This window comes from Campylobacter sp. US50a (assembly GCF_004379015.1).
GTDB classification, from domain to species: Bacteria; Campylobacterota; Campylobacteria; order Campylobacterales; family Campylobacteraceae; genus Campylobacter_D; species Campylobacter_D jejuni.
Map to the genome: position 1 here is coordinate 113,433 of NZ_RYYJ01000004.1, position 23,274 is coordinate 136,706.

Consider the following 23,274-nt stretch of genomic DNA (forward strand, 5'->3'; position numbering starts at 1 on the left):
AAAGAGTGAAGTTATGGAGTATAAAAGATTTAAAACCAGACAAATCAAAGTAGGAGATGTTTTAATAGGCGGTGATGCACCCATTTCAGTTCAATCTATGCTTTTTGCTAAGACAAGAGATATAGAAGGTTCTTTAGAGCAAATCAATCGTCTTTATTTTGCAGGAGCAAATATAGTGCGTTTGGCGTGCTTGGATATGGCTGATGCAAGGGCTTTAAAAGAAATTAAAGCTAAAAGTCCTTTGCCTTTAATCGTAGATATTCATTTTAATCATAATTTGGCTGTATATTGTGCTGAATTTATCGATGGAGTGCGTATAAATCCTGGCAATATAGGCTCTAAAGAAAATATCAAAGAAGTGGTAAAAGCATGTAAAGAACGGGGTATCCCTATACGTATCGGTGTGAATCACGGCTCCATAGAAAAACAATTTAGCGATAAATTTGGCTATGGTGTCGATGCTATGCTAGAAAGTGCGATGTATAATATCAAGCTTTTAGAGGATTTAGACTTTTTTGATATTAAAATTTCCATGAAGACTTCAGATGCTCAAAAAACTATAGAAGCTTATGAGAGATTAAGACCGCTTTGTGATTATCCTTTTCACTTAGGGGTAACTGAAGCAGGAACTAAATTTCATAGCACCGTAAAAAGTTCTATAGCTTTAGGAAATTTACTTCTTAAAGGTATAGGCGATACTATGCGTGTTTCTATGACGGGTGAGCTTGAAGAAGAAATTCGTGTAGCAAGAGCGATTTTGCAAGATAGTGGAGTGCAAAAAAGCGGAGTAAATATCATCTCATGTCCAACTTGCGGTAGGATTCAAAGTGATTTGTTAAGCGCGATTAAAATCGTAGAAGAAAAAACCAAGCATATAAAAGAACCTTTAAATATCAGTGTCATGGGTTGTGTAGTAAATGCTTTAGGTGAAGCTAAGGGCGCTGATGTGGCTATAGCCTTTGGGAAAAATCAAGGACTTGTTATAAGACATGGTGAAGTTGTAGCTAAATTAAAAGAAAGTGAACTTGTAGATAGATTTTTAGCTGAAGTTGAAGATGAGGTTAAAAGTAGGGCTGTAAAAGAATAAAAGCCAAGAAGCAAGGTTTAACCTTGCTTTTAGAATGGCCATATCGCTTCTATAACTTTGCTACCCCAAGGTTTTCTTGTGCTTCTATCCACTTCACCTTCTGTTTTATAGAGAATTTTAGCATCTGCTATATATTTACTATCTATAGTATTGTCTTGACCGATGTCATAAGGACGAATAACACCGCTTAATTGTATGATTTGTTTCTCTCCGTTGATTAAAAGCTCTCTTGAACCTTCGATAAAATAATTACCATTTGATAAAATTTTAATTACACGCGTTGAAATTGTAGTATTGAAACTTTCATTTCTGCTTTGTGAGCCTGTTCCTGTGTAGTTGTTTGAACTATTGGTTTGAAAGCCTATATTAGAATAAGCATTGACTTTATTAAGAGCATTAGCTACCACTCCTGAACTTCCTGTTAAAGCACCTCCGCCTAAATTTGAGGTATTAGTTCTGCTTGTTGCTTTATTGGCTTGTGTGCTTTGAGTGGTACTTTCTTGTATAACAACTGTAACTAAATCATTTACATTCATAGCTTTTTTATCTGAAAATAAAGGATTATCCCCTTTGCCAAAAAGCGATCCTGGTGCACTTTCTACATTATTGCTTTGTTTTGGTGCAAGTTCTTCTACATAAGCAGGTGGTTTCATTGAAATTTGTGGATCAACCGTTGCAGAACAACCAAAAAATGCAAACGGTAACACATAAAATAAAACTTTTTTCATTTTCGTCCTTTAAAATATAAATTTTTTATTTTTCTTTTGTTAAAATTAGAAAAAGCAAAGAGTGTTCCACATTTATAAATTTAAGGAGAAAATGATGGCAAATCTTTATTTGATGAGATCTAGAAGTGATGAGTTAAATACTATTATTAGTACAAATTTGCTTAAAAATTATAGCAAAATTTACAAAAATATCGCAATTTATTGCCCTGTAATATACATACATCGCGTCCCTGTTTTGCAAGGTTGGTTGGAAGAATTTAATATCAATCAAACTGTAAAAAGCGCTTATGGTTTTACCTTTAGAGAGGCAATGGAGGAATTTAGTAAAGATCCTCATAATTTTTTTAATGTTATTTTAGAAGAATACGAAGAGTTAAAACGCAAATACGATTTTGTGCTTGTAAATAGTTTTTGCGAATTTGGAATACTTGATGGATTTGATCTTAGTATAAAATTGGCTAAAAATCTTAATACCCCTATCGCTGCTATTATTAACGATGAAGATAAACTTATAGCTCAAAAATATTTCGATCATGCCCTAGATGGTCGTAATTATGTTTTGATTAATGAAAAATTTAATTTTGAAGAAGTGCAAAAGCTTGAAGAGTATGATTTTATAACTCCGCATCGTTTTAAATATGAATTGATTAAACAAAGCGTAAAAAATAAAAAAACTGTTGTTTTGCCAGAAAGTAATGATGAGAGAATTTTAAAAGCTGCTGAAATTTTATTAAAAAGTAAAGTTGTTGATCTTATTTTATTGGGTGATGAGGAAAAAATCAAACAAGATGCTGCTAGATTAAGTCTTGATTTAAGCACTATAAAAATTATAAATCCGCTCAATTCAGAATATAATCAAGAATTTACTTCCATTCTTTACGAGGCAAGAAAATCTAAAGGAATGAGTTTAGAAGAGGCTAAGATGCTAGTTCAGGATAAAACTTATTTTGGAACTTTGCTTATACATACTGGAAAAGCTGATGCTATGGTTAGTGGAGCATCAACTACTACAGCTGAAACGATTCGCCCTGCATTGCAGCTTATTAAAACCAAAGAAGGTATTAGTTCTGTTTCGGGAATTTTCTTTATGGGGCTTGAAGATCAAGTTTTAGCTTTTGCGGATTGTGCTGTAAATCCAAGTCCAACTGCTGAACAGCTTGCAACTAGTGCTTATGTAAGTGCTATGACTGCTAAGTCTTTTGGACTTGAACCAAAAATAGCTTTGCTTTCTTATTCTAGTGGCGATAGTGGTAAGGGAGAAAGCGTAGATCTTGTAAAAGAAGCATTAAAGATTGCCAAAGAAAAATACCCTGAGTTAAATATAGATGGTCCTATGCAGTTTGATTGTGCTTATGACCTAAAGACTGCAGCAAAGAAAATGCCAAATTCTAAGATAGCAGGCCATGCAAATGTATATATTTTTCCTGATCTTAATGCAGCAAATATTTGTTATAAAGCAGTTCAAAGAACCGCTAATGCTTTAGCAATCGGTCCTATTTTACAAGGTCTTAAAAAACCTGTTAATGATTTAAGTCGCGGATGTTTGGTGGATGATATTGTAGATACTGTTATTTTAAGTGCTATACAAGCTCAATAGAAAGGAATAATAAATGAAAATTTTAGTTTTAAATTCAGGTTCTTCATCGATTAAATTTAAATTTTTTGATAATAAAATCGTTAAAGCGAGTGGTTTAGTAGAGAAAATCGGAGAGCAAAATTCAAAAGTTATATTAAAAAATGTTTTAAATAATGAAAGTTTTGAAAGAGAATTAACGATAAATAATCACGAAGAAGGGCTTAGTATAGTCAATGAGCTTTTTAAAGAATCAGGAATTTTAGCGGATTTAAATGCTCTTGATGGCTGTGGTCATCGTATAGTTCATGGGGGAAGAAATTTAAGTGAGCATTGTTTAGTAGATGACTATGTTCTTAAAGAAATAGATAGGGTTAGTATTTTTGCTCCTTTACATAATCCTGCCCATTTAGCAGGTATAAAAACAATGATTAAAGCTGCACCTAGTGTTGCAAATGTGGCTATTTTTGATACAGCTTTTCATCGTACTATGCCTGATTTTGCTTATACGTATGCTTTGCCTTATGATTTTTATGATAAGCATAATATTAGAAGATATGGTTTTCATGGGACTTCCCATGCTTATGTTAGTTCTAGAGCGGCAAAATTTCTTCAAAAAGATCAAGATGAATTAAATGTTATCTCTGCTCATCTTGGAAATGGTGCAAGTGTATGTGCTATAGAAAAAGGTAAGAGTGTGGATACTTCTATGGGATTTACTCCGCTTGAAGGACTTATTATGGGAACGCGTTGTGGGGATATAGATCCTGCTATTTTACCTTTTATAAGTCATATCAAAGGTTTAACTATAGAAGAAATAGATACGCTGATGAATAAAAAAAGTGGAGTATATGGAATTTGTGGTTATAATGATTTTAGAGATATAGAAAGAGAGATAGAACAAGGTAACGATAAAGCACGTTTGGCTCTTGATATGTTTTGCTATCGTCTTGTAAAATACATAGGAGCCTACTTTGCCGTGTTGCCAAAAACCGATGCTATTATTTTTACAGGTGGTATAGGAGAAAATGATAGTTTGGTTCGACAAAAAGTATGTGAGAGATTAGCTCATCTTGGTATCGAGTTAGATTTTGAACTTAACAAACAAAGGATTTTGGGCGAAAGAATGATAAATCATGCCAATTCTAAAGTTAAAGTGCTTGTTATTCCTACAGATGAAGAATTAGAAATCGCTAGAATCACAGAAGAATTAATAAGCAATTGAAAGAGGTTTATATTTAGTAAAAATTAATTTTCTTTAGATAAAATTTTAATTAAAAAATAAAGCATGGATTATGAAAAAATTTAAAGAATTTAGCCTTCGTTTTTTATTTAAAGTATCAGAACAACCTGTTTTAGTGAAGGATTTATTAGAAGCAAATGCACTTTTTAATGACGGTATGCTTGTAGATCCTTCTAAGCTAAATTTTAATTTCAAAATTCTAAATTCTTATATTTATTTTGGTGTTTTTTGTGCTGTGGTTTTGTTACCATTGCTTTTAATTACTCATTATTTTTTAACAAAACTTGACTTTCATATAAGCATAGTGAGTGCTGTTATGGTTACTGCTTGTGTATTTATAGGATATGATATTTTTAAAGTTTATACTCGCAAAATAATCTCAAAAAAAATAATACAAAAAGCCTGGGCTTTGCATTTCCCTTATTTTGCTTATGAAAAATACTCTATAATGGCAGGTGAAATTTATAAGGAAGCCTTAAAAGAAGAAATTCCAAAAGCAAATTTAGAGCAGTATGTTTTAGATAAGATTATTCATTCTAAATAATCTAAAATTTGATTTTGGAATCGCATATTTTCAAGTCTTCTTTTTAAATCTTTATTTTCTTCGTTTAAAACGCTTTCTTCTGTTCTTAATGTAGCAATTTCTCTACTAAGATAATAAATTTGATTTCTAATATAAATTTGTGGAGCAAATAAAAATAACGCAAAACTAACAAGTAAAGCCGCAAAAAGAAGATGATTGAAATTTAGGTTTCTATCTTCTTTGGTGGCATTAGAGAAGCCTTCTAGTAAAACATTTTTTGCCTTTTGAGTATCTTCATCATTTTGTTGTTTTTCTTGAGCTTGATTAGATGGTTTTGGAAGTTCTTGTTTATTTTCTTGTGGTGTTATTTTTTTTTGTAAATTTTCCAAACTTTGTTTAATATCGGGTTGTTTTTCTATAGTTTGAGAATTTTGTATCTTAGGTTCAGTTTTTTGAATTTTTTCTATAGGTTTTATAGATTCTTTTTTTTCTTTTTTATCTTGGATAGGGTTTTGATCATTTTTTGTTTGAATTTTTGGTTTGGTTTGAATATTTTTTATCTCGTTTATTTTTTTTCTTCCAAACGAAAAAATCTTTTTAGTTTTTTTATTTTCTTCTTTTTTTCTTTCTTTCATTTTGGAAAAAATTTTTTTAGCAAGAGATTGCTTTTCTTCTAATTTAACATTGATCAGATCTTCTTTTAAATATATATTTGATTTTTTAGTATGTTTTGACTCATACTCTTCATCGAGTTCTTCTAAGAATTTATTAGGAGTCTTTTTTTTAAAACGACGTCTTAAAATATCATCGCTGGAAATTTCATCTCTTAAATCATCATCAAGCGGTTTGCCTTGATTTATGGCGCGAGAAAATTTCAGCATTTTTTGGCGTATGTTTTGGCGTTCTTTTATAAAATCATCTTCTAGCATTATTTATTATCCAAATTATTAAAATAAAAAGCCCGCATTTTAGCGCAACTAGAGCGAGAATTTTTTAAAAGTTCTTCCTTGCTTGCGCTTATGGCTTTTTTGGTTATTATTTGCCCTAGGCTATGGTTATTTCCACATTCGCAACGCATTATTTTTTCATGACAAATGCAGTTTTTTGACCATTTTTTGAAAAAATTTTTTACTATTCTATCTTCTAAAGAATGAAAACTAATGATTGCTAAAATGCAATTTTTTGGTTTTAAATTTTCTAAATGCTCAAGAAAATCTTTAAGCACTTTAAGTTCTTGATTTACTTCTATTCTAATGGCTTGAAATGCTAAAGTAGCTTTGGAAATTTTTCTATGATTTTGCTTGCCTTTTCCTATGATTTGATAAAGTTCTTTGGCGCTTTTGATTGGATTTTTACTTCTTTCTAGGCAAATTTTTTCAGCAATAAAATGTGCATCGTGCAATTCTCCATAATCTTTAAAAATGGAAGTTAATTGCTCTTTTGTATAAGTATTAACAACCTCATAAGCCGATATTTTGGAGTTTTGATTCATTCTCATATCTAAAAAGTCAGAATTTACACTAAAACCTCTTTCGTTACTATCAAGTTGAAATGAAGAAACTCCAATGTCTGCTAAAATACCTCTTAATTCTTCTTTATGTGAAATTTTTTCTAAAACTTCACTAAAATTACTTTGTATAAAAGTTATCCTATTGTGAAAATCTTTAAGACGTTTTTTAGAAAATTCTAAAGCTTGTTGATCTTGATCGCAAGCAATGATTTCAAGATCAGGATGATTTTTAAGCAAAGCTTCACTGTGTCCGCCAAATCCTAAAGTGCAGTCTAAAAAATAACCTGTTTTAAGATTTTTAAAAATCTCTTGAACTTCATTAAGTAAAACTGGGATATGAGGAATTTCCAAAATCAATCCTAATAAATTTTTATAAACTATAATTATAACTAAATTTCATTGTAAAAATCATAAAATTTAAAGAACAAATATTTTTTGGTAAAAATTTTATAATTAAACTCCACTTAAACACTTCTACGATACAATATCTAGTTTAAATTTAATCAAGGAATGATATGCTTACTTGGATGCAACATCACAAAAAATATCTCGTTGTTACTATATGGGTTAGTACTATAGCTTTTGTTGGCGCCGGCTTTTTAGGTTGGGGTGCTTATGATTTTAATCTCAATAGAAGTTCGAGTGTTGCAACTGTAGGAAATGAAAAGATAGGTTTTAGCGAATTTGATACTAGATATAGACAGATTTTAAGTTATTATAATCAAATTAGCAATGGTGCTTTAACTCCAGAAAATGCTGAGCAACTAGGCATTAAAAATATAGCTTTAAGTTCTCTTGTTGAAGATAAGCTTTTGTTAAATTTTGCTAAAGATTTGGGTATTGGCATAAACGAGAATGAAATTTTACAAAAACTTGCAAATACTAGAGAATTTCAAGATTCTACAGGGGATTTTAACAAAACAATTTATTATGAACTTTTAAATGCCAATAATTTAACTCCAAAAGATTATGAAACACAACTTGCAAATGAAGTAATTACCGATAAACTTAATCAAATTTTTAATATTCCTAGCAAAGATGAGGAATTAAAAATGTTAGCTTCTAGTTATTTTATGCAAGATGCTTTAAGTATTGCAAAAATTGATTATGACAAAAAAAATATTAAGATTAATGAAGAGGATTTAAAAAAGCTTTGGAATGAACATAAAGAAGATTATAAAACTAAAAAAATATATGAAATTTCAACTTATTTTTTGCCAGTTAGCAATGAGAAAATTGACGACAAAGAATTAGAAAAATTTTACAATCAAGATGAAAATAAACTAAAATATAAAGATTTTGCAGGTAAAGTGATGGATTTTCAGTCTGCTAAAAATGAAGTTGCTAAAGATTACGCCTTAATGCAACTAAAGAATGTGGCTAATGCTAAATTTTTAGATTTAAAAAATGGGAAAGATAATTTTCAAAAAGATCAAAATATTAGTGAATCTGATGTTTATTATCCAATTGATCTTTTGAATAAAGCTAAAAATGGAGATGTTTTACGACCAGCACCTTATAATAACGGATATATCATAGTTAAACTAAATAAAGTAGATCCTATAAGAAATAAAACTTTTGAAGAAGCTAGAGAAGAAGTTTTACCTATGTATTTAAGCGAACAAGCTAGAAAAAATTTAGAAGAAAAAGCCAAAAATAGTTTAGTAAATTTTAAAGGCGATGATATAGGCTTTGTAAGTCGAGATAGTTCTCGCGAGAGTGTAAAGCTTAGTGATAAGATATTAAATGATTCTGAATTTGCTTATTTTTTAATGAATGTATTTAATGCTGATCAAAATACTTCTTATGTGGTCATTAACGACAATAAAGCAATATTATATAAAATAAATAAACAAAAATTAGATATGAACTCCGATAAATTTAAACAATACAAAACTATGCTTGAGCAAAATTTGCAAAATTTAAAAGCAAATGAGCTTAAGCAAGAACTTATTGATGAACTTAAAAAGATATATCCAATAAAAATTTATTATAAAGGGAATTGATTTTGAATATATTAGGAATTGACTTAGGCTCAACCCAGACTTGTGCCATTATTGCTCAAAAAGATGAAGATGGATTAAAAATTATTGGTTTTTCCAAGTCAAAAACCAACGGGGTTAAAAAAGGTGCCATTACCAATATAGAGCTTGCTTCTAAATCTATTGAAGAAGCTGTTAGAAGTGCTGAGATGATGAGCGGAGTTCATTATGATAAGGTTGTGGTGTCTATATCAGGTGCTTATACTAAAAGCGTTGATAGTGTAGGTGTTGTTAATATTCCAAATCATGAAATAGGCATTAAAGAAATCCATCGTGCTGTAAGTACAGCTAAGCATACTGCCAATCTACCAAGTGGTTATGAAATTATCCATGTTTTGCCTTATAATTTTAAGGTTAATGATCTTGAACATGTTGATGATCCTTTGGGAATGAGTGGCAATCGTTTAGAAGTTTCAACCCATATAGTGATTTCACAAGAATCTCATATTAAAAATCTTAAGAAAGCGGTTGAATTAGCTGATTTAAGAGTGGATAATATAGTTCTTTCAGGATATGCTTCAGCTATAGCTTGTTTAGATGATAGCGAAAAGGAATTAGGCGCTGTTTTGATTGATATGGGTGGAGCGATTTGTGATATGGTTGTTCATACTGGAAATTCAATTAGATACAATGATTGTTTGCAAATTGGCTCGATTAATATCACCCAAGATTTATCAATGGCATTGCATACACCTTTAAAAGAAGCAGAAAAAATCAAGCTTAATTATGCAGCTCTTTCGCAACAGCCTAACACCCTTATACAAATTCCTTCAATGGGCGATGAAAGAAAGGTTAATGAAGTTTCTTTGGATATTATTTCAAACGTAATTTATGCAAGAGCGGAAGAAACTTTGATGATTTTGGCAAAAATCTTAAGTGATAATCGTTATGCCAATGCTATAGGCGGTGGAGTTGTTTTAACAGGTGGAATGACTAAGTTAGCAGGTATTGATGAGCTAGCTCCTGCAACATTTGATAATCGCTCAGTTAGACTGGCTACTGCAAGAAAAGATTTGATTACTGGTTTTAGTGAAATTTTTAATGATCCTGAAAATACTTGCGCTATAGGACTTTGTTTATATGGAGCAGGGTATTTTACGCCTTATGAACTTGATTCTAATGAAAAATTAAGATATAAAGGGGAAATTGAAAATTTTAATCGTCAAATTAAACAAGATATTGTTTTGCAAAAAGATGCAGAAAGTGAAATAAAATCTGATTTTTTTGATGAAAATTTGCAAGAAAATGATACAATTGCAATACAAGAACAATTAGATTTTAAAGAGCCAAAAGAAAAAAAACCTAGCGTTTTTTCAAATATCTGGCATAAAATTATGAATCAATTTTAACAAGGAGAAATTTTTATGAGTGAATTTTTAGTAGAAGAAATGCAACATAATAAAGGTGCAAAAATTAAGGTTATAGGCTGCGGTGGCGGTGGCGGTAATATGATCAACCATATGGTTAAAATGGGATTAAATGATCTTGATTTAATTGCAGCAAATACTGATGCACAAGCTATTTCAATTTCATTAGCAAAAACTAAAATTCAACTTGGCGAGAAAAAAACTAAAGGTTTAGGCGCTGGTATGCTTCCTGAAGTAGGCGCAGAAAGTGCTAGAGAAAGTTTTGAAGAAATAAAAGCAAGTCTTAGTCAAAGTGATATTGTATTTATTGCTTCAGGTTTTGGTGGAGGTACTGGAACGGGTGCCACTCCAGTTATTGCACAAGCAGCTAAAGAGATTGGAGCTTTAACTGTTTCTGTTGTAACTATGCCTTTTGCATTCGAAGGAAAACAAAGAAAAAAACTTGCTGAAAGCGGTCTCCTTGAGCTTAAAAAAGAAAGTGATTCTATTCTTGTAATTCAAAATGAAAAATTATTGAGCATTATTGATAAAAAAGCAGGCATTAAAGATGCTTTTAGATTGGTTGATGATATTTTAGCTCGTGCTGTAAAAGGTATGGTGTCTATCTTGCTTGATAATGGAGATATTAATGTTGACTTTGCGGATGTAAGAACCATCATGAGTCATCGCGGACTCGCGCTTATGGGTGTTGGTAGTGCTAGTGGTGAAAATGCTATAGAAGAGGCCCTTTCAAACGCTATAGAATCTCCTTTGCTTGATGGAATGGATATTAAGGGTGCCAAGGGAGTTATTTTACATTTTAAAACAAGTTCTAATTGCTCTTTGTTTGAAATTTCGGCAGCAGCAAATAGTATACAAGAAATTGTTGATGAAAATGCTAAGATTATTTTTGGTTCTACCACAGATGATAGCATGGAAGATAGAGTTGAAGTAACTATTATTGCGACAGGATTTGAAGATAAAGATACAGTAGCTAAAAAATCTACCGAAGAAGCTCAAGCTTCTAGGAAAAATCCTTATTTAAGTCTTAAAAAGGTAAGCGGTGGTTACGATGAAGAGATAATGGCGCAAATTGAAACACCAACTTTCTTGCGTCGTCAAATGGATTAAAATTGATTTTTAAAGCAAGATTGAGTCAAATCTTGCTTTTTATAGTTTAAAATTCTCTCCTAATAATCTTTCAAATATTTATTTTTCTTTGTTTTTAAAAGTTGGAACACTCTTTGCTTTTATAGCTATAAAATCTTAATTTTATAGGTGAAAATATGCAAAATGGATATTATCAAGCAACTGGTGGAATGGTAACTCAGTTTAATAAACTTGATGTGATTACTAATAATCTTGCCAATATTAATACAAGTGGATACAAAAGAGATGATGTGGTTATTGCAGATTTTAAAAGGATTTTTAAAGAAACTCAGGATGAGTTGCCTATAGAAAATCACACAAGAGATGCATCTCGTTTTGTAAATACTACAATAGATGGAATCCCGCAAGTTTCTCAAGAATATACGGATTTTAGCCTAGGTTCTTTAAAGGCCACAAACAATCCTTTGGATTTGGCAATGACTAGAGAAGATGCTTTTTATTTGGTTCAAACCAAAGATGGAGAAGTAAGATTAACTAAAGATGGAAATTTTCAACTTGATGATGAGGGTTATTTGGTAAATAAGCAAGGATACAAGGTATTAAGTAGTGATTATTTTAATAATCCTCAGAATGCTGGCATACGCATTCCTAATGGTGCTGTTCAAATTAGCGTTGATAAAAACGGAAGCATTGAGGTTGATGGAGCTCAAAATGCAAGATTATTTGTAGCACAAGTAGATGATATAAGAGCTTTGCAAAAAGATGGGGATAATGTCTATAAAATAGATGATCTAACCCGCATTAGAGATTTGGAAAACTCCAATGCTATTCGCCAAGGTTTTTCTCAGGGATCAAATGTTAATCCAGTTACTGAAATGGTAGGACTGATTGAAGCAAACAGAATGGTAGAAATGTATCAAAAAGTTATGACAGCTCATATGGATGACTTAAATCAAGAAGCTATCAATAAGCTTGCAGCTGTTAAATAATTTAAAATAAAATAAAAAAAGGATTAAAAATGATGAGATCACTTCATACTGCTGCTACGGGAATGGTAGCGCAGCAAACACAAATTGATGTTACTTCAAATAACATCGCCAATGTTAATACAGCAGGTTTTAAGAAAAGTCGCGCAGAATTTGCTGATCTTATGTATCAAGTTATGAAGTATGCAGGAACTTCAACTTCAGCTACTACTCTTTCTCCTTCGGGTATAGAAGTGGGTGTGGGTGTGCGTCCAACAGCGGTAACTAAAGTTTTTACTGAAGGAAATTTAAAATCAACAAGTACTGATGGTCTTGATATGGCTATTGCAGGTAATGGGTTTTTTCAAATACAACTTCCTGATGGCACTATAGGATATACTAGAAATGGGCAATTTACAAAAGATAATGAAGGCAATATTGTAAATTCAGATGGTTATAGACTTTTACCTGAAATGACAATACCTGAAGGCGCAACAGCAATTAATGTTGCTACAGATGGAACCGTTTCTGTAATGCTACCAGGGGAGCAACAAGAAACTCAAATTGGCCAAGTGGAGCTAGTTCAGTTTATAAATCCAGCGGGTCTTCATTCTATGGGTGATAATCTTTATCTTGAAACAGGAGCAAGTGGTGCACCTGTTGCGGGTATAGCAGGACAAGATGGACTTGGAACAATAAGACATGGATTTATAGAACTTAGTAATGTTCAGCTTGTTGAAGAAATGACAGATCTTATCACAGGACAAAGGGCTTATGAAGCGGGTTCTAAGGCAATTACAACAAGTGATGATATGCTAGGAATTGTAAATCAACTTAAGCGATAGTTGATATAAAATAAATATTTTTAATTCTTTTTTAGTTTAATGGCGTGTTAAACGCCATTAAATTTTTAGCAAGAGTAGCAAGTTTTAAATTCATAAGCAGTTGGACGAGCTTCTACTGGCCAAACTTGTGTTTCAAATTTTAAATGCTGATAGTCATCGATAAAAATATCGCTCATTACAGGTTTTAAATAAGAATTATGTCGGATTAAAGCTTCTAAACTTCCTCTTAGAGTATGTGGTAATTGCTCTATCCCTTTTTCACGTATTTCATCCAAAGTAAGATCAAATAAATTTTCATCCATAGGACCTACAGGAATGGTTTTATTTTTGATTCCATCAAGCCCTGCCATTAAAAGACTAACAAAAGCTAAATAAGGATTAGCAGTACTATCAGGGAAGCGAATTTCTATACGAGCTGAATTTTTACCTATGCCATAAGGAACGCGACAACTTGCTGATCTGTTTTGACAAGAATAAGTTAAAATACAAGGAGCTTCAAAGCCAGGAACTATTCTTTTGTAAGAGTTGGAACTTGGATTTGTAAAAGCTGCGACACTTCTAGCATTTTTTAAAATTCCACCTATATAATTTATAGCAGTTTGACTAAGTCCACTGTATCCATCTTTATCGTAAAATAAATTTACCCCATCTTTCCATAAGCTCATATGAACATGCATACCATTGCCATTATCTCCGTATAAAGGTTTTGGCATAAAAGTGGCAGTTTTGCCATTTAAATGAGCTACCATTTTTACAACATATTTATAAATTTGAACATTGTCAGCTGCTTCTACAAGCGTGCCAAAATTTACTCCTATTTCAGCTTGTCCTTGTGCAACTTCATGATGATGAACAAAAGTTTTAAGACCTACTTTTTCAAGGGTTTGAACCATTTCAGAACGAATATCTACTAAAGAATCAATTGGCTGAACTGGAAAATATCCACCTTTGTTTCTTGGCCTGTGTCCAGTATTATAGCTATCAGTAAATTCTCTATCATCATTCCACTCTCCTTCTTCGGTATCAACTTCATACTTAGAACAATGAGTAGTATCAACTATTTTTACACTATCAAAAACAAAGAATTCATTTTCTGGTCCAAAGTAAGCAGTATCAGCTATGCCACTATTTTTAAGGTGTTCCATTGCTTTTTTTGCTATGCTTCTTGGACATTTTTCATACATTTGTCCTTTGTAAATATCATACACATCACAAAATACTATGATAGTAGGATCAGCTGTAAAAGGATCTAAAAAAGCACTTTGAGCATCAGGTTTTAAAATCATATCTGATTTTTCTATAGGTTGCCATCCATGGATTGAGCTTCCATCAAATGGAATGCCAGTTTGAAATGTTTCTTCATTGATTGCATGAAGATTATAGGTAATATGATGCCAAGTTCCTATCATATCTGTAAAACGAAAATCAACAAAAAGCACTTCATTTTGTTTGCAAAATTTGAAAAAATCATCTATATTATTAACAAATTTTCCCATATTTTTACTCCTTTATGTAATTAAATTTATAAAATTATATCATAAAATTTTTAATTAAGATTTAATTAATATATTTTTTTTAATAAATTTAAAAATTTAATTTAAAAAGATTAAAAAATAAAAATTTATATTTTTGTTTTAGATAAAATTGATTATAATTTTAAGCAATTATTGAAAATCTAGATTTAAAAAAGGGAAAAAAATGACTCAAGAAGAGCTTGATGCTTTGATGAATGGTGATGTTGATCTTGATTCAGAGACAGAAGCAGAGGTAAAAACCGAAGAATCGAATACCGAAGAAGATGCTTTGATGTTAGAAGATGTCAAAATAGCTGATTACAAACCTAATCCTAGTGTAGTATGGCCACCACCCCCACCAAATCAGGAGCATAAAGTTGTACATCAGTTAGATGATGTTACAAAAGATAGCGAGCTTAAAGCAACGGAAATGATGGATAAGCTTGAAAGTATTAATAATTTTTTTGCGGATTCTGAAAGTTTATTCAAAGAAATAAATAAAGCAATAGAAAAAAATATTGATATTTTTTCTAAACTTAATGAAAAATTTCCTAATGTGGAAAGTTTCAGTGAAGCTTTAGAATTAAACAATCAAGCTAAAAAAAGTTCTAAGGAGATTGTCGGAAATCTTCAAAGCGGACAAGATGAAGTGATGATGGCAATGGATGCAATGCAGTATCAAGATATACATCGTCAAAAAATCGAACGTGTTATTAATGTAATGCGTGCTTTAAGCCGTTATATGAGTTCTTTATTTGAAGGTAAAATTGATGATAAAAAACGTGTAAGTTCTGCAGTGCATATTGAAGGTGATAGTACTGCTGATGTTGTAAGTAATGATGATATAGAAGCTTTAATTGCAAGTTTAGGGCAAAAATGATCATTCCTGAAATAGTAGCTCCTGCAGGAAATTTCACAAAATTAAAAATTGCTTTAGCTTATGGCGCAGATGCGGTTTATGCGGGTGTGAATAATTTTTCTTTAAGATCACGCACTGCAAGAGAATTTAATTATGAAAGTTTTGAAGAAGCTATCAAATATACTCATGAGCGTGGTAAGAAAATTTATGTTACTTTAAATGGTTTTCATTTAAGCTCTCAAATTGAAGGTTTAAAAAGACATATATTAAAATTACGTGAGATGAAACCCGATGCTTTTATTGTAGCTTCTGTTGGAGCTATGCGTCTTGTTAAAGAACTTGCACCTGAAATTTCTTTACATGTTTCTACTCAAGCAAATATTTTAAATTATTTAGATGCTCAAGTTTATAAGGATTTGGGTGCTAAAAGGGTTGTAATTGCCAGAGAATTAGGGCTTAAAGACGCTAAAGCTTTAAAGGAAAATTGCGATATTGAACTCGAAGCCTTTGTGCATGGTTCTATGTGTTTTGCTTATTCAGGGCGTTGTTTAATAAGCTCTGTGCAAAGTGGAAGAATGAGCAATCGTGGATCTTGTGCAAATGATTGTAGATTTAATTATGAGCTTTATGCTAAAAATCCAGAAAATGGCACTTTATTTCGCTTAGAAGAAGATGAAAATGGTACTCATATTTTTAATTCTAAAGATTTAAATCTTTGTTCTTATATAGAAAAAATCATGCAAGAAAATTGTATCAGTGCTTTTAAAATAGAAGGGCGTACTAAAAGCGAATATTATGTTGCGCTTACAACAAGGACTTATAAAATGGCCATACAAGATTCTTTAGAGGGTAAATTTGAGTCAAGTAAGTATGAAAAAGAGATTGCTACACTTAAAAATCGTGGTTTTACAGATGGCTATCTTGTTTCGCGTCCTTTGGAAAAAACCGACACGCAAAATCATAATACAAGCATAGAAGAAGGTTCTCATCAAGTGCATGCTATAAGCGAAGATGGAAGCTTTTTTAAATGTAAAGGGAAAATCGTTTTAAACACGCCTTATGAAATTTTAGCCCCTTTAGGCGATGTGATTCAAACTTGCGATAATGAACTAGGTAAAATTTATCAAAAAGAGGATAAATATTTTATAGAGTTTAAAAAACTCATTGCTAAAAACAATAAAGAATTTAGCGAAATTCATAGTGGCAATGAACATGAAATCCAATTACCAAATAAAATCAGTGCATTAAGTTTTTTAAGAAAGGAAATATAGATGAATTTTGTTTCTATTTTAATGGGAAGCAAGAGTGATTATGAGACTATGAAAGAGGCTGCTAAAACTTTAGAAAGTTTTGGGGTAAAGTATGAACTTATCATCTCATCAGCTCATCGTAGTCCAAAAAGAACAAAAGAGTATATTGTAAATGCCGAAGAAAAAGGTGCGAAGGTTTTTATAGCAGCAGCTGGAATGGCAGCGCATTTAGCTGGAGCTGTTGCAGCTTATACGACAAAACCTGTTTTAGGAGTGCCTATGTCGGGAAGCAATCTTGCAAGTATGGATTCTTTATTTTCTACGGTACAAATGCCTAGTGGAATTCCTGTGGGAACTCTAGCTATTGGTAAGGCTGGAGCAATCAATGCTGCTTATTTAGCTATGCAAATTTTAGCTATTTATGATGTTGATTTAGCGCAAAAGCTTAAAGAAGATCGTCTTGAAAAAGAAAAAAAACTTATATCTGATTCAAAAGAAGTAGAAGTTTTATTATAAGGGATAAAAATGCAAACCTATCTTGAACTTGAAGAATTTTGTAAACTTGTGCATTTAAATGAAGATGTGGTTAAAGGTATGATGGCTAATGGGGCTTTAAATTTTAAAGAAGAAGAGGGTAAAATTTATATTGAAGCTCATCAAGGTACTTTTAGCGTAGTACCTAGTGCTGCGAAATCTCAACCTGCAATGGTAAATTCAATGACTTTAGCAGGGGAAAGTTTTGTTGAAAAAACAATAGGAACTATTTTAAATTTACATGAAAAAGTTTTAGATGCTAAAGATGAAACACTTGAAGCATTAAAAAATGAGAATAAATTTTTAAAAGATGCTCTTTATTCTATGCAAGAACTTTATGATGAAGATAGAAAAACTATAGAAACCTTAAATAATGAGTTAAAGCATGCGCGTGAAGAGATAGAATTTCTCAAGCGTAAATATAAATTAATGTGGAGTAAAACTGCAGAAATTTTTGGAGCTAAGACAGAGCCTGATTTGGAAATGAATAAAAATTTAGAAAAACCTATTGAAAATATGGAACAATAAAGAGAGATACAATGACTTTTTCACAAATGATACTTAATTTACAAAATTATTGGCAAGAGCAAGGTTGTGCGATTATGCAACCTTATGATATGCCAGCAGGTGCAGGAACCTTTCATCCAGCAACTTTTTTAAGAAGTTTAGGAAAAAAACCTTGGGCAGCTGCTTATGTGGCTCCAAGTAGAAGGCCTACTGATGGACGTTATGGTGAAAATCCTAATCGCTTAGGTGCTTATTATCAATTTCAAGTTTTGATTAAACCTAGTCCTGATAATATCCAAGAATTATATCTTAAAAGTCTTGAAAATTTGGGTTTTGATTTAAAAAGTCATGATATTCGTTTTGTTGAAGATAATTGGGAGAGTCCAAGTTTGGGTGCTTGGGGTTTAGGCTGGGAAGTATGGCTTGATGGTATGGAAGTTACTCAATTTACTTATTTTCAGCAAGTTGGCGGTATAGCAGTAGATTTAGTAAGTGCTGAAATTACCTATGGTCTTGAAAGAATAGCCATGTATCTTCAAAATGTTGATAATGTTTATGATATAGTTTGGAGTGAATTTAATGGAGAAAAAATTAAATACGCAGATGTGCATAAGCAAAGTGAATATGAATTTAGTAAATACAATTTTGAAGTAAGTGATGTTAAAATCTTAAATGAGCAGTTTGAAAATTCTTATAAGGAATGTAAAAATATTTTAGAACAAGGACTAGCTTTACCTGCTTATGATTATTGTATGCTTGCTGCACATACTTTTAATCTTTTAGATGCAAGAGGAGCAATTTCTGTAGCACAAAGACAAGATTATATGTTAAAAATTCGTGAACTTTCAAAAAATTGTGCTGAAATTTATAAGAAAAATTTAAATGAAGCTGAGTGAAATTTATAATTTTTTAGATCAATTAAGTCCCTTTGATATCCAAGAATCATGGGATAATAGTGGAATTTTGCTTGGAGATAGGGATAGTGAAATTTCAACTGTTTATTTAAGCTTAGATATTGATGAAAATATCATTAAAGAAGCGAGTGAAAATTCTTTAATTATCACACACCATCCTTTGATATTTAAAGGTTTAAAAGATTTATATGACAAGACTTATCCTAGGGCTTTTATCAAAGAAATGATTTATAAAAATATTTCTTTAATCAGCATGCATACAAATTACGATTTAAGTCATTTAAATACTTATTTTACGGAAGAAATTTTAGGTTTTAAAATTTCTTTTAAAGATGAATTTTTAATTTATGTGGAAAATTCTATGTCTTTTGAAGCTTTGTGTGACTGGGTGAAAAAAAAGTTAAATTTGCAAATTTTACGTGTAAGTGATTGTGGCAAAAAAGACATTAAGCGCATTGCTATATGTACTGGAAGTGGCGGGGATTTAATTTCTAAAGTAGATGCGGATTGTTTTTTAAGTGGAGATTTTAAATATCATCAAGCTTTAGAGGCGCTTAGTAATCAAATCAGTCTTATTGATTTGGGTCATTTTGAAAGTGAGAGATATTTTTCTCAATGTTTAGCAAAAGACTTGAAAAATTTGCCGCTACAAGTTATAATAACAGTTTCAAAAAATCCATTTCAATATTTTTAAGGAAAATAAATGAATAAATATCTCGAACAATTAGTGCTTTTATCAAAAATAGATCAAGAAATTGATAGTTATGAACCAAAAATAGACAGTATTAATAAGACTTTAAAAGATGCTGAGTTAAAAATAGGAAAAATCAACACAGATTTAGAAAAAATTGATGAAGAAATCAAAGATATAGAAAATCAAAAAGTACAAAATAATGCTCATATTTCTGAGTTTTCGGCAAAAATTAAAGAGCTTTCTAAAAAAAGTGGTGCAGTAAAAACAGAAAAAGAAGCTAATGCTTTAAAAATTGAAGAAGATATTGCAAAAGAGCAATTAGACGCTGCAAATGATGAAATTGTAAGACTGGATAAAATTTTAGAGAATAAAGAAACTTATAAAAAAGAACTTGAAGAAGAAAAAATCAAACAAGAGCAAAATATTAATGAGATTAGAGCAAGCATTAAATCTGAAATGGAAATTCTTGAAAAAGATAGAATGAGTGTTTATGATAAAAAAACCAAACTTGTGGGCGAGATGAATCAAAAAGTTTTAAGTTTTTATGAAAAAATTCGCAAATGGGCGAAAAATACTGCTGTAGTTCCTGTTAAAAAACAAGCATGCTATGGATGTTTTATGAAAATTTACGATAAGACTTATCTGTCTGTTGTAAAAGGTGAAGAGATTGTAACTTGTCCTCATTGTGGAAGAATTCTTTATAAAGAGCAAGAAGAACAAAATTGATCTTTTTTTATTATTTTTTAACTTGGACGGCATTTTTATTTTGCGCCGTCTTTATTCTTTTGCTTTCTTTTTTAAAATCCAAATACAAAACTAGTTTAAAATCCCGATTTTTTCTTTATAAAAATTTACATCAAGAAAAAGCTGATGTACATTTTCATGCTTGTTCTTACGGGGAGGTAAGAAGTATTAAAACTTTGGTTTTGAAATTTGATTCAAGAATAACTACTATTACTCAAACAGGTTTTGAATATGCAAAAGAATTTTGTAAAAAGGTAAATTATCTTGCTTTTGAAAATTTTTTGCCTTTTTGGTTTAAGCCTTGTAAGGTTTTGGTAATTTTTGAAGCAGAATATTGGCTTATGCTTGTTTTCATGGCACACATTTATAAAACTAAGATTATTTTGCTTAATGCAAGAATATCTGATAAATCTTATCATTCTTATCAAAGATTTTCTTTTTTTTATAAAAAAATTTTTTCTTATATTGATGAAGTTTTTGCTCAAAGTGAATTAGATAAAGTAAGACTTGAAAGTTTGGGAGCTAAAAATGTTAAAATTTTTAAAAATATTAAGGCAAATTTAGAAATTAAAAAAAATAAAATTTATGCCAAACCTAAGGAAAAGCTTATCATTTTTGCTAGTACGCATAAAGATGAAGAAGAGCTTTTGCTTGATCATTTTAAACTAGAAGAAAATGAAAAACTAATTATCGCCCCACGACACCCTGAGCGTTTTAAAGAAGTTGAAAATTTGCTTTTAAACAAAGGTTTGGAATTTGAAAAATTTAGTTCTTTAAAAGATGAAAATAAGAAATTTGCTAAAAAAATTTTGCTTTTAGATGCTTTAGGAGAGCTTGTAAATTTTTATGCAATTTCTGATGTTGTTGTACTTGGAGGTTCTTTCATAGAAGGTATAGGAGGACATAATCCTATAGAAGTGGCATATTTTGACAATGTATTAATCAGCGGGAAATTTATTCACAATCAAAAGGCTTTGTTTGAAGAAGTGGAAAATGTATATTTTTGTGAAAATTTAAAAGATTTAAATGATAAAATCCATTATTTAAATTTAAAAGCTAAAATTTCCAAAAAAGAAAATTTAGATCTTATCATGCAAACTATACAAAAGGGAATTGATGCAAGAAAAAGCTTATAAACTCTTAGCTTTGCAAGAAAAAATTTCAAATCGTGAAGCTAAAGATTTGATTGATAAGGGTTGTGTTTTTTCACATGGAAAAAAAGTTGTGGTTGCTAGAGCTTTGATGAGCAATAAGGCAAGATTTAATGTGATAAAAACCAAAAATCCTCAAATTATTTTTGAAGATGATAAGATTATTGCTATTAATAAACCTTATGCTTATGTGAGTGAAGACTTGGAGAAAAAATTTAATGCCAAGCTTTTAAATCGTTTAGACAAAGAAACAAGCGGTGTGATTTTGCTTTGCAAAGATGAAGATTTTAGAAAGCTTTGTATAGAAGAATTTAAAAAAAACAGAGTTTATAAAAGTTATATTGCGGTTTTAGATGGGGTTTTGGCTGAAGAGGTTGAAGTGAATGAGCCTATTTTTACCATAAAAGCAAAATGTGGAGCATTAAGTAAAGTTTCAAAAGATGGTTTAAGTGCCTTAAGTATCATTACTCCTATTATGTTGCAGTCAAAAAAAACCTTAGCAAAAATAGTCATTCAAACAGGTAGAACTCATCAAATCAGAGTGCATGCTAAATTTATAAAACATGGCGTTGTAGGTGATGAAAAATATGCTAAAATTTCAAGCGATAGAATGTATTTACATAGTTATGAAATTAAAATTTTTGATTATCATTTTAAGGCTAATTTAGATAGTGGTTTTGCAAAATTTGGCTTTGAGATAAAAAATTTAGATTTTTAAAGCCATTTAAGAAAAAATTTTGTATAATGCAAGGTTTAATTTAAAAATTTTATAGAAAGGTGATAAAGTGTTTGAGTTAGTTAGCGAATCTTTTAAATCAGCGATTAATAAATTACGTTTTGTTGATGATGAAAAAGCACTTAAGAACGCTTTAGAAACCTTAAAAAAAGCTCTTTTAAAAGCAGATGTTCACCATAAGGTAACTAAAGAGCTTTTGACTTTGATAGAAGAAGATGTAAAGCAAAACGGAATAGGTCAAAAACAATTTTTAAATGCCATTAAAGTAAATTTAGAAAATATTTTAAGTGTCAATGGCAAAAATCAAGGTTTTGTTTTTGCTTCTAAACCCCCAACAGTAGTTCTAATGGCAGGTTTGCAAGGGGGCGGTAAGACTACAAGCACTATCAAACTTGCAAATTATTTAAAATTACGCAATAAAAAAGTTTTAGTTGCAGCTTGTGATTTACAGCGTTTAGCGGCAGTGGAGCAGCTAAGACAACTTTGTGAAGCTAATGAAATTGAACTTTTCTTCATAGAAAATGAAAAAGATCCTATTAGGGTTGCTAAAGAGGCTTTAAGAAAGGCTGAAAGTTCTATGGTGGATGTTTTGCTTGTGGATACTGCTGGGCGTTTGGCTATAGATGAGACTTTGATGAATGAATTAAAAGCAGTTAAGGATGTTTTAAATCCTGATGAGATTTTCTATGTTGCTGATGCAATGAGTGGTCAAGATGGGGTTAAGACTGCGGCTAGTTTTAATGAAGTTTTAGGTATCAGCGGGGTAATTTTATCAAAATTTGATGCAGATACTAAAGGTGGAGTAGCCTTAGGTATAGCAAAACAAATCGGTATTCCTTTAAGATTTATTGGTGTAGGTGAAAAAGTAGCAGATTTAGAAGTTTTTATACCAGATCGCATAGTAAGTCGTATCATGGGCGAGGGTGATTTGGCTACTTTAGCTGAAAAAACTGCTGCAGTGATTGATGAAAAAGAAGCTAAAAAACTCAATCAAAAAATTAAAAAAGGTGAATTTAATTTTAATGATTTTCTTAACCAAATGGAAAGTATTAAAAAATTAGGAAGTATGAAGTCTTTAATCGGTATGATACCAGGACTTGGCGGAATGGCAAATGCGGTAAAAGATATAGATTTGGATAATTCTAAAGAGATTATACATATTAAGGCAATGATTTCTTCAATGACTCCAAAAGAAAGAGAAAATCCTGATTTGTTAAATAATGCTAGAAAACGTCGTATAGCAGAGGGAGCAGGTCTTTCTCAGGTAGAAGTCAATCGTTTTTTAAAACAATTTAGTAATGTAGCAAAACTTGCAAAAAGATTTTCAGGCAAAAAAGGAATGGAGAATTTGACACAAATGATGAGCCAAGCTAGAAGGCAATTTTAAATTTTATTTATA

23 protein-coding genes are annotated in these 23,274 nt (G+C 30.9%); 19 read left to right on the forward strand and 4 right to left on the reverse strand.

What is annotated here, in order from left to right; genetic code table 11:
- The first annotated feature begins 13 nt into the window (after positions 1-13).
- Entirely contained in the window at positions 14-1,087 is a 1,074-nt protein-coding gene (gene ispG / locus ELQ11_RS04065; RefSeq protein WP_134225157.1) for a flavodoxin-dependent (E)-4-hydroxy-3-methylbut-2-enyl-diphosphate synthase, read from the forward strand.
- 29 nt (positions 1,088-1,116) lie between these two features.
- On the opposite strand, the gene flgH is transcribed toward ispG, so the two are convergent.
- Positions 1,117-1,815: a flagellar basal body L-ring protein FlgH gene (gene flgH, locus ELQ11_RS04070; RefSeq protein WP_002864738.1), complete on the reverse strand. Its 699-nt coding sequence runs from the start codon at positions 1,813-1,815 to the stop codon at positions 1,117-1,119.
- A 91-nt stretch (positions 1,816-1,906) separates the two neighbouring features.
- Here flgH and pta point away from each other — a divergent pair, with 91 nt between their 5' ends.
- The 3 genes from pta to ELQ11_RS04085 all read left to right on the forward strand — a co-directional run bounded on the left by pta (position 1,907) and on the right by ELQ11_RS04085 (position 5,175).
- Positions 1,907-3,412: a phosphate acetyltransferase gene (gene pta, locus ELQ11_RS04075; protein ID WP_074487064.1), complete on the forward strand. Its 1,506-nt coding sequence runs from the start codon at positions 1,907-1,909 to the stop codon at positions 3,410-3,412.
- A 13-nt stretch (positions 3,413-3,425) separates the two neighbouring features.
- Complete coding sequence (locus tag ELQ11_RS04080) at positions 3,426-4,613, forward strand: acetate kinase (RefSeq protein WP_126264584.1); 1,188 nt, start codon at positions 3,426-3,428, stop codon at positions 4,611-4,613.
- 70 nt (positions 4,614-4,683) lie between these two features.
- Positions 4,684-5,175: a hypothetical protein gene (locus ELQ11_RS04085; RefSeq protein WP_002855147.1), complete on the forward strand. Its 492-nt coding sequence runs from the start codon at positions 4,684-4,686 to the stop codon at positions 5,173-5,175.
- Here the strand turns inward: ELQ11_RS04085 and ELQ11_RS04090 are convergent.
- Entirely contained in the window at positions 5,163-6,083 is a 921-nt protein-coding gene (locus ELQ11_RS04090; protein WP_070243515.1) for a hypothetical protein, read from the reverse strand. The genes ELQ11_RS04085 and ELQ11_RS04090 overlap by 13 nt on opposite strands.
- The gene (gene rsmH / locus ELQ11_RS04095) at positions 6,083-7,021 is read right to left on the reverse strand and encodes a 16S rRNA (cytosine(1402)-N(4))-methyltransferase RsmH (RefSeq protein ID WP_126264583.1); all 939 of its coding nucleotides are present in this window, start codon (positions 7,019-7,021) and stop codon (positions 6,083-6,085) included. Before rsmH ends, ELQ11_RS04090 begins: the two co-directional genes overlap by 1 nt.
- 158 nt (positions 7,022-7,179) lie before the next feature.
- On the opposite strand from rsmH, the gene ELQ11_RS04100 reads away from it, so the two are divergent.
- From ELQ11_RS04100 to flgG, 5 genes are all read left to right on the forward strand, one after another.
- On the forward strand, positions 7,180-8,670 hold the full coding sequence (locus ELQ11_RS04100; protein WP_002871314.1) for a peptidylprolyl isomerase: 1,491 nt from the start codon (positions 7,180-7,182) through the stop codon (positions 8,668-8,670).
- On the forward strand, positions 8,667-10,055 hold the full coding sequence (ftsA, locus tag ELQ11_RS04105; protein ID WP_074487068.1) for a cell division protein FtsA: 1,389 nt from the start codon (positions 8,667-8,669) through the stop codon (positions 10,053-10,055). Before ELQ11_RS04100 ends, ftsA begins: the two co-directional genes overlap by 4 nt.
- A gap of 15 nt (positions 10,056-10,070) precedes the next feature.
- Positions 10,071-11,183, forward strand: coding sequence for a cell division protein FtsZ (gene ftsZ / locus ELQ11_RS04110; RefSeq protein ID WP_002921956.1), 1,113 nt, complete (start codon positions 10,071-10,073; stop codon positions 11,181-11,183).
- 155 nt (positions 11,184-11,338) lie between these two features.
- The gene (locus tag ELQ11_RS04115) at positions 11,339-12,151 is read left to right on the forward strand and encodes a flagellar hook-basal body protein (RefSeq protein WP_002854829.1); all 813 of its coding nucleotides are present in this window, start codon (positions 11,339-11,341) and stop codon (positions 12,149-12,151) included.
- A gap of 29 nt (positions 12,152-12,180) precedes the next feature.
- The gene (gene flgG / locus ELQ11_RS04120; protein WP_002852142.1) at positions 12,181-12,972 is read left to right on the forward strand and encodes a flagellar basal-body rod protein FlgG; all 792 of its coding nucleotides are present in this window, start codon (positions 12,181-12,183) and stop codon (positions 12,970-12,972) included.
- A gap of 65 nt (positions 12,973-13,037) precedes the next feature.
- On the opposite strand, the gene glnA is transcribed toward flgG, so the two are convergent.
- Positions 13,038-14,468: a type I glutamate--ammonia ligase gene (gene glnA, locus ELQ11_RS04125; RefSeq protein ID WP_002854995.1), complete on the reverse strand. Its 1,431-nt coding sequence runs from the start codon at positions 14,466-14,468 to the stop codon at positions 13,038-13,040.
- Between the two features lie 202 nt (positions 14,469-14,670).
- On the opposite strand from glnA, the gene ELQ11_RS04130 reads away from it, so the two are divergent.
- The 10 genes from ELQ11_RS04130 (at position 14,671) to ffh (ending at position 23,262) form a co-directional block, all read left to right on the forward strand.
- A complete protein-coding gene (locus tag ELQ11_RS04130; RefSeq protein WP_002871312.1) occupies positions 14,671-15,366 on the forward strand; it encodes a hypothetical protein in 696 nt (231 codons plus the stop codon).
- Positions 15,363-16,616 (forward strand): peptidase U32 family protein, encoded by a 1,254-nt coding sequence (locus ELQ11_RS04135; protein WP_002871311.1) that lies wholly within the window; start codon positions 15,363-15,365, stop codon positions 16,614-16,616. Before ELQ11_RS04130 ends, ELQ11_RS04135 begins: the two co-directional genes overlap by 4 nt.
- Complete coding sequence (gene purE / locus ELQ11_RS04140) at positions 16,617-17,111, forward strand: 5-(carboxyamino)imidazole ribonucleotide mutase (RefSeq protein ID WP_002871310.1); 495 nt, start codon at positions 16,617-16,619, stop codon at positions 17,109-17,111. It begins immediately after the preceding gene.
- 9 nt (positions 17,112-17,120) lie between these two features.
- Positions 17,121-17,657: a DUF3972 domain-containing protein gene (locus ELQ11_RS04145; RefSeq protein WP_002861385.1), complete on the forward strand. Its 537-nt coding sequence runs from the start codon at positions 17,121-17,123 to the stop codon at positions 17,655-17,657.
- An 11-nt stretch (positions 17,658-17,668) separates the two neighbouring features.
- Positions 17,669-18,532 carry a glycine--tRNA ligase subunit alpha gene (glyQ, locus tag ELQ11_RS04150; protein ID WP_002852069.1) on the forward strand — a complete coding sequence of 288 codons (864 nt, stop codon included), beginning with the start codon at positions 17,669-17,671 and terminating at the stop codon, positions 18,530-18,532.
- Positions 18,519-19,244, forward strand: a complete 726-nt coding sequence (locus tag ELQ11_RS04155; protein ID WP_002860024.1) for a Nif3-like dinuclear metal center hexameric protein — start codon at positions 18,519-18,521, stop codon at positions 19,242-19,244. Before glyQ ends, ELQ11_RS04155 begins: the two co-directional genes overlap by 14 nt.
- A gap of 9 nt (positions 19,245-19,253) precedes the next feature.
- Complete coding sequence (locus ELQ11_RS04160) at positions 19,254-19,970, forward strand: zinc ribbon domain-containing protein (RefSeq protein ID WP_002871309.1); 717 nt, start codon at positions 19,254-19,256, stop codon at positions 19,968-19,970.
- Complete coding sequence (gene waaA / locus ELQ11_RS04165) at positions 19,967-21,124, forward strand: lipid IV(A) 3-deoxy-D-manno-octulosonic acid transferase (RefSeq protein WP_126211031.1); 1,158 nt, start codon at positions 19,967-19,969, stop codon at positions 21,122-21,124. Before ELQ11_RS04160 ends, waaA begins: the two co-directional genes overlap by 4 nt.
- Positions 21,105-21,857 (forward strand): RluA family pseudouridine synthase, encoded by a 753-nt coding sequence (locus ELQ11_RS04170; RefSeq protein WP_126211030.1) that lies wholly within the window; start codon positions 21,105-21,107, stop codon positions 21,855-21,857. The genes waaA and ELQ11_RS04170 overlap by 20 nt, the downstream gene beginning before the upstream one ends.
- Before the next feature lie 67 nt (positions 21,858-21,924).
- Positions 21,925-23,262: a signal recognition particle protein gene (gene ffh / locus ELQ11_RS04175; protein WP_134225158.1), complete on the forward strand. Its 1,338-nt coding sequence runs from the start codon at positions 21,925-21,927 to the stop codon at positions 23,260-23,262.
- Positions 23,263-23,274: the final 12 nt, after the last annotated feature.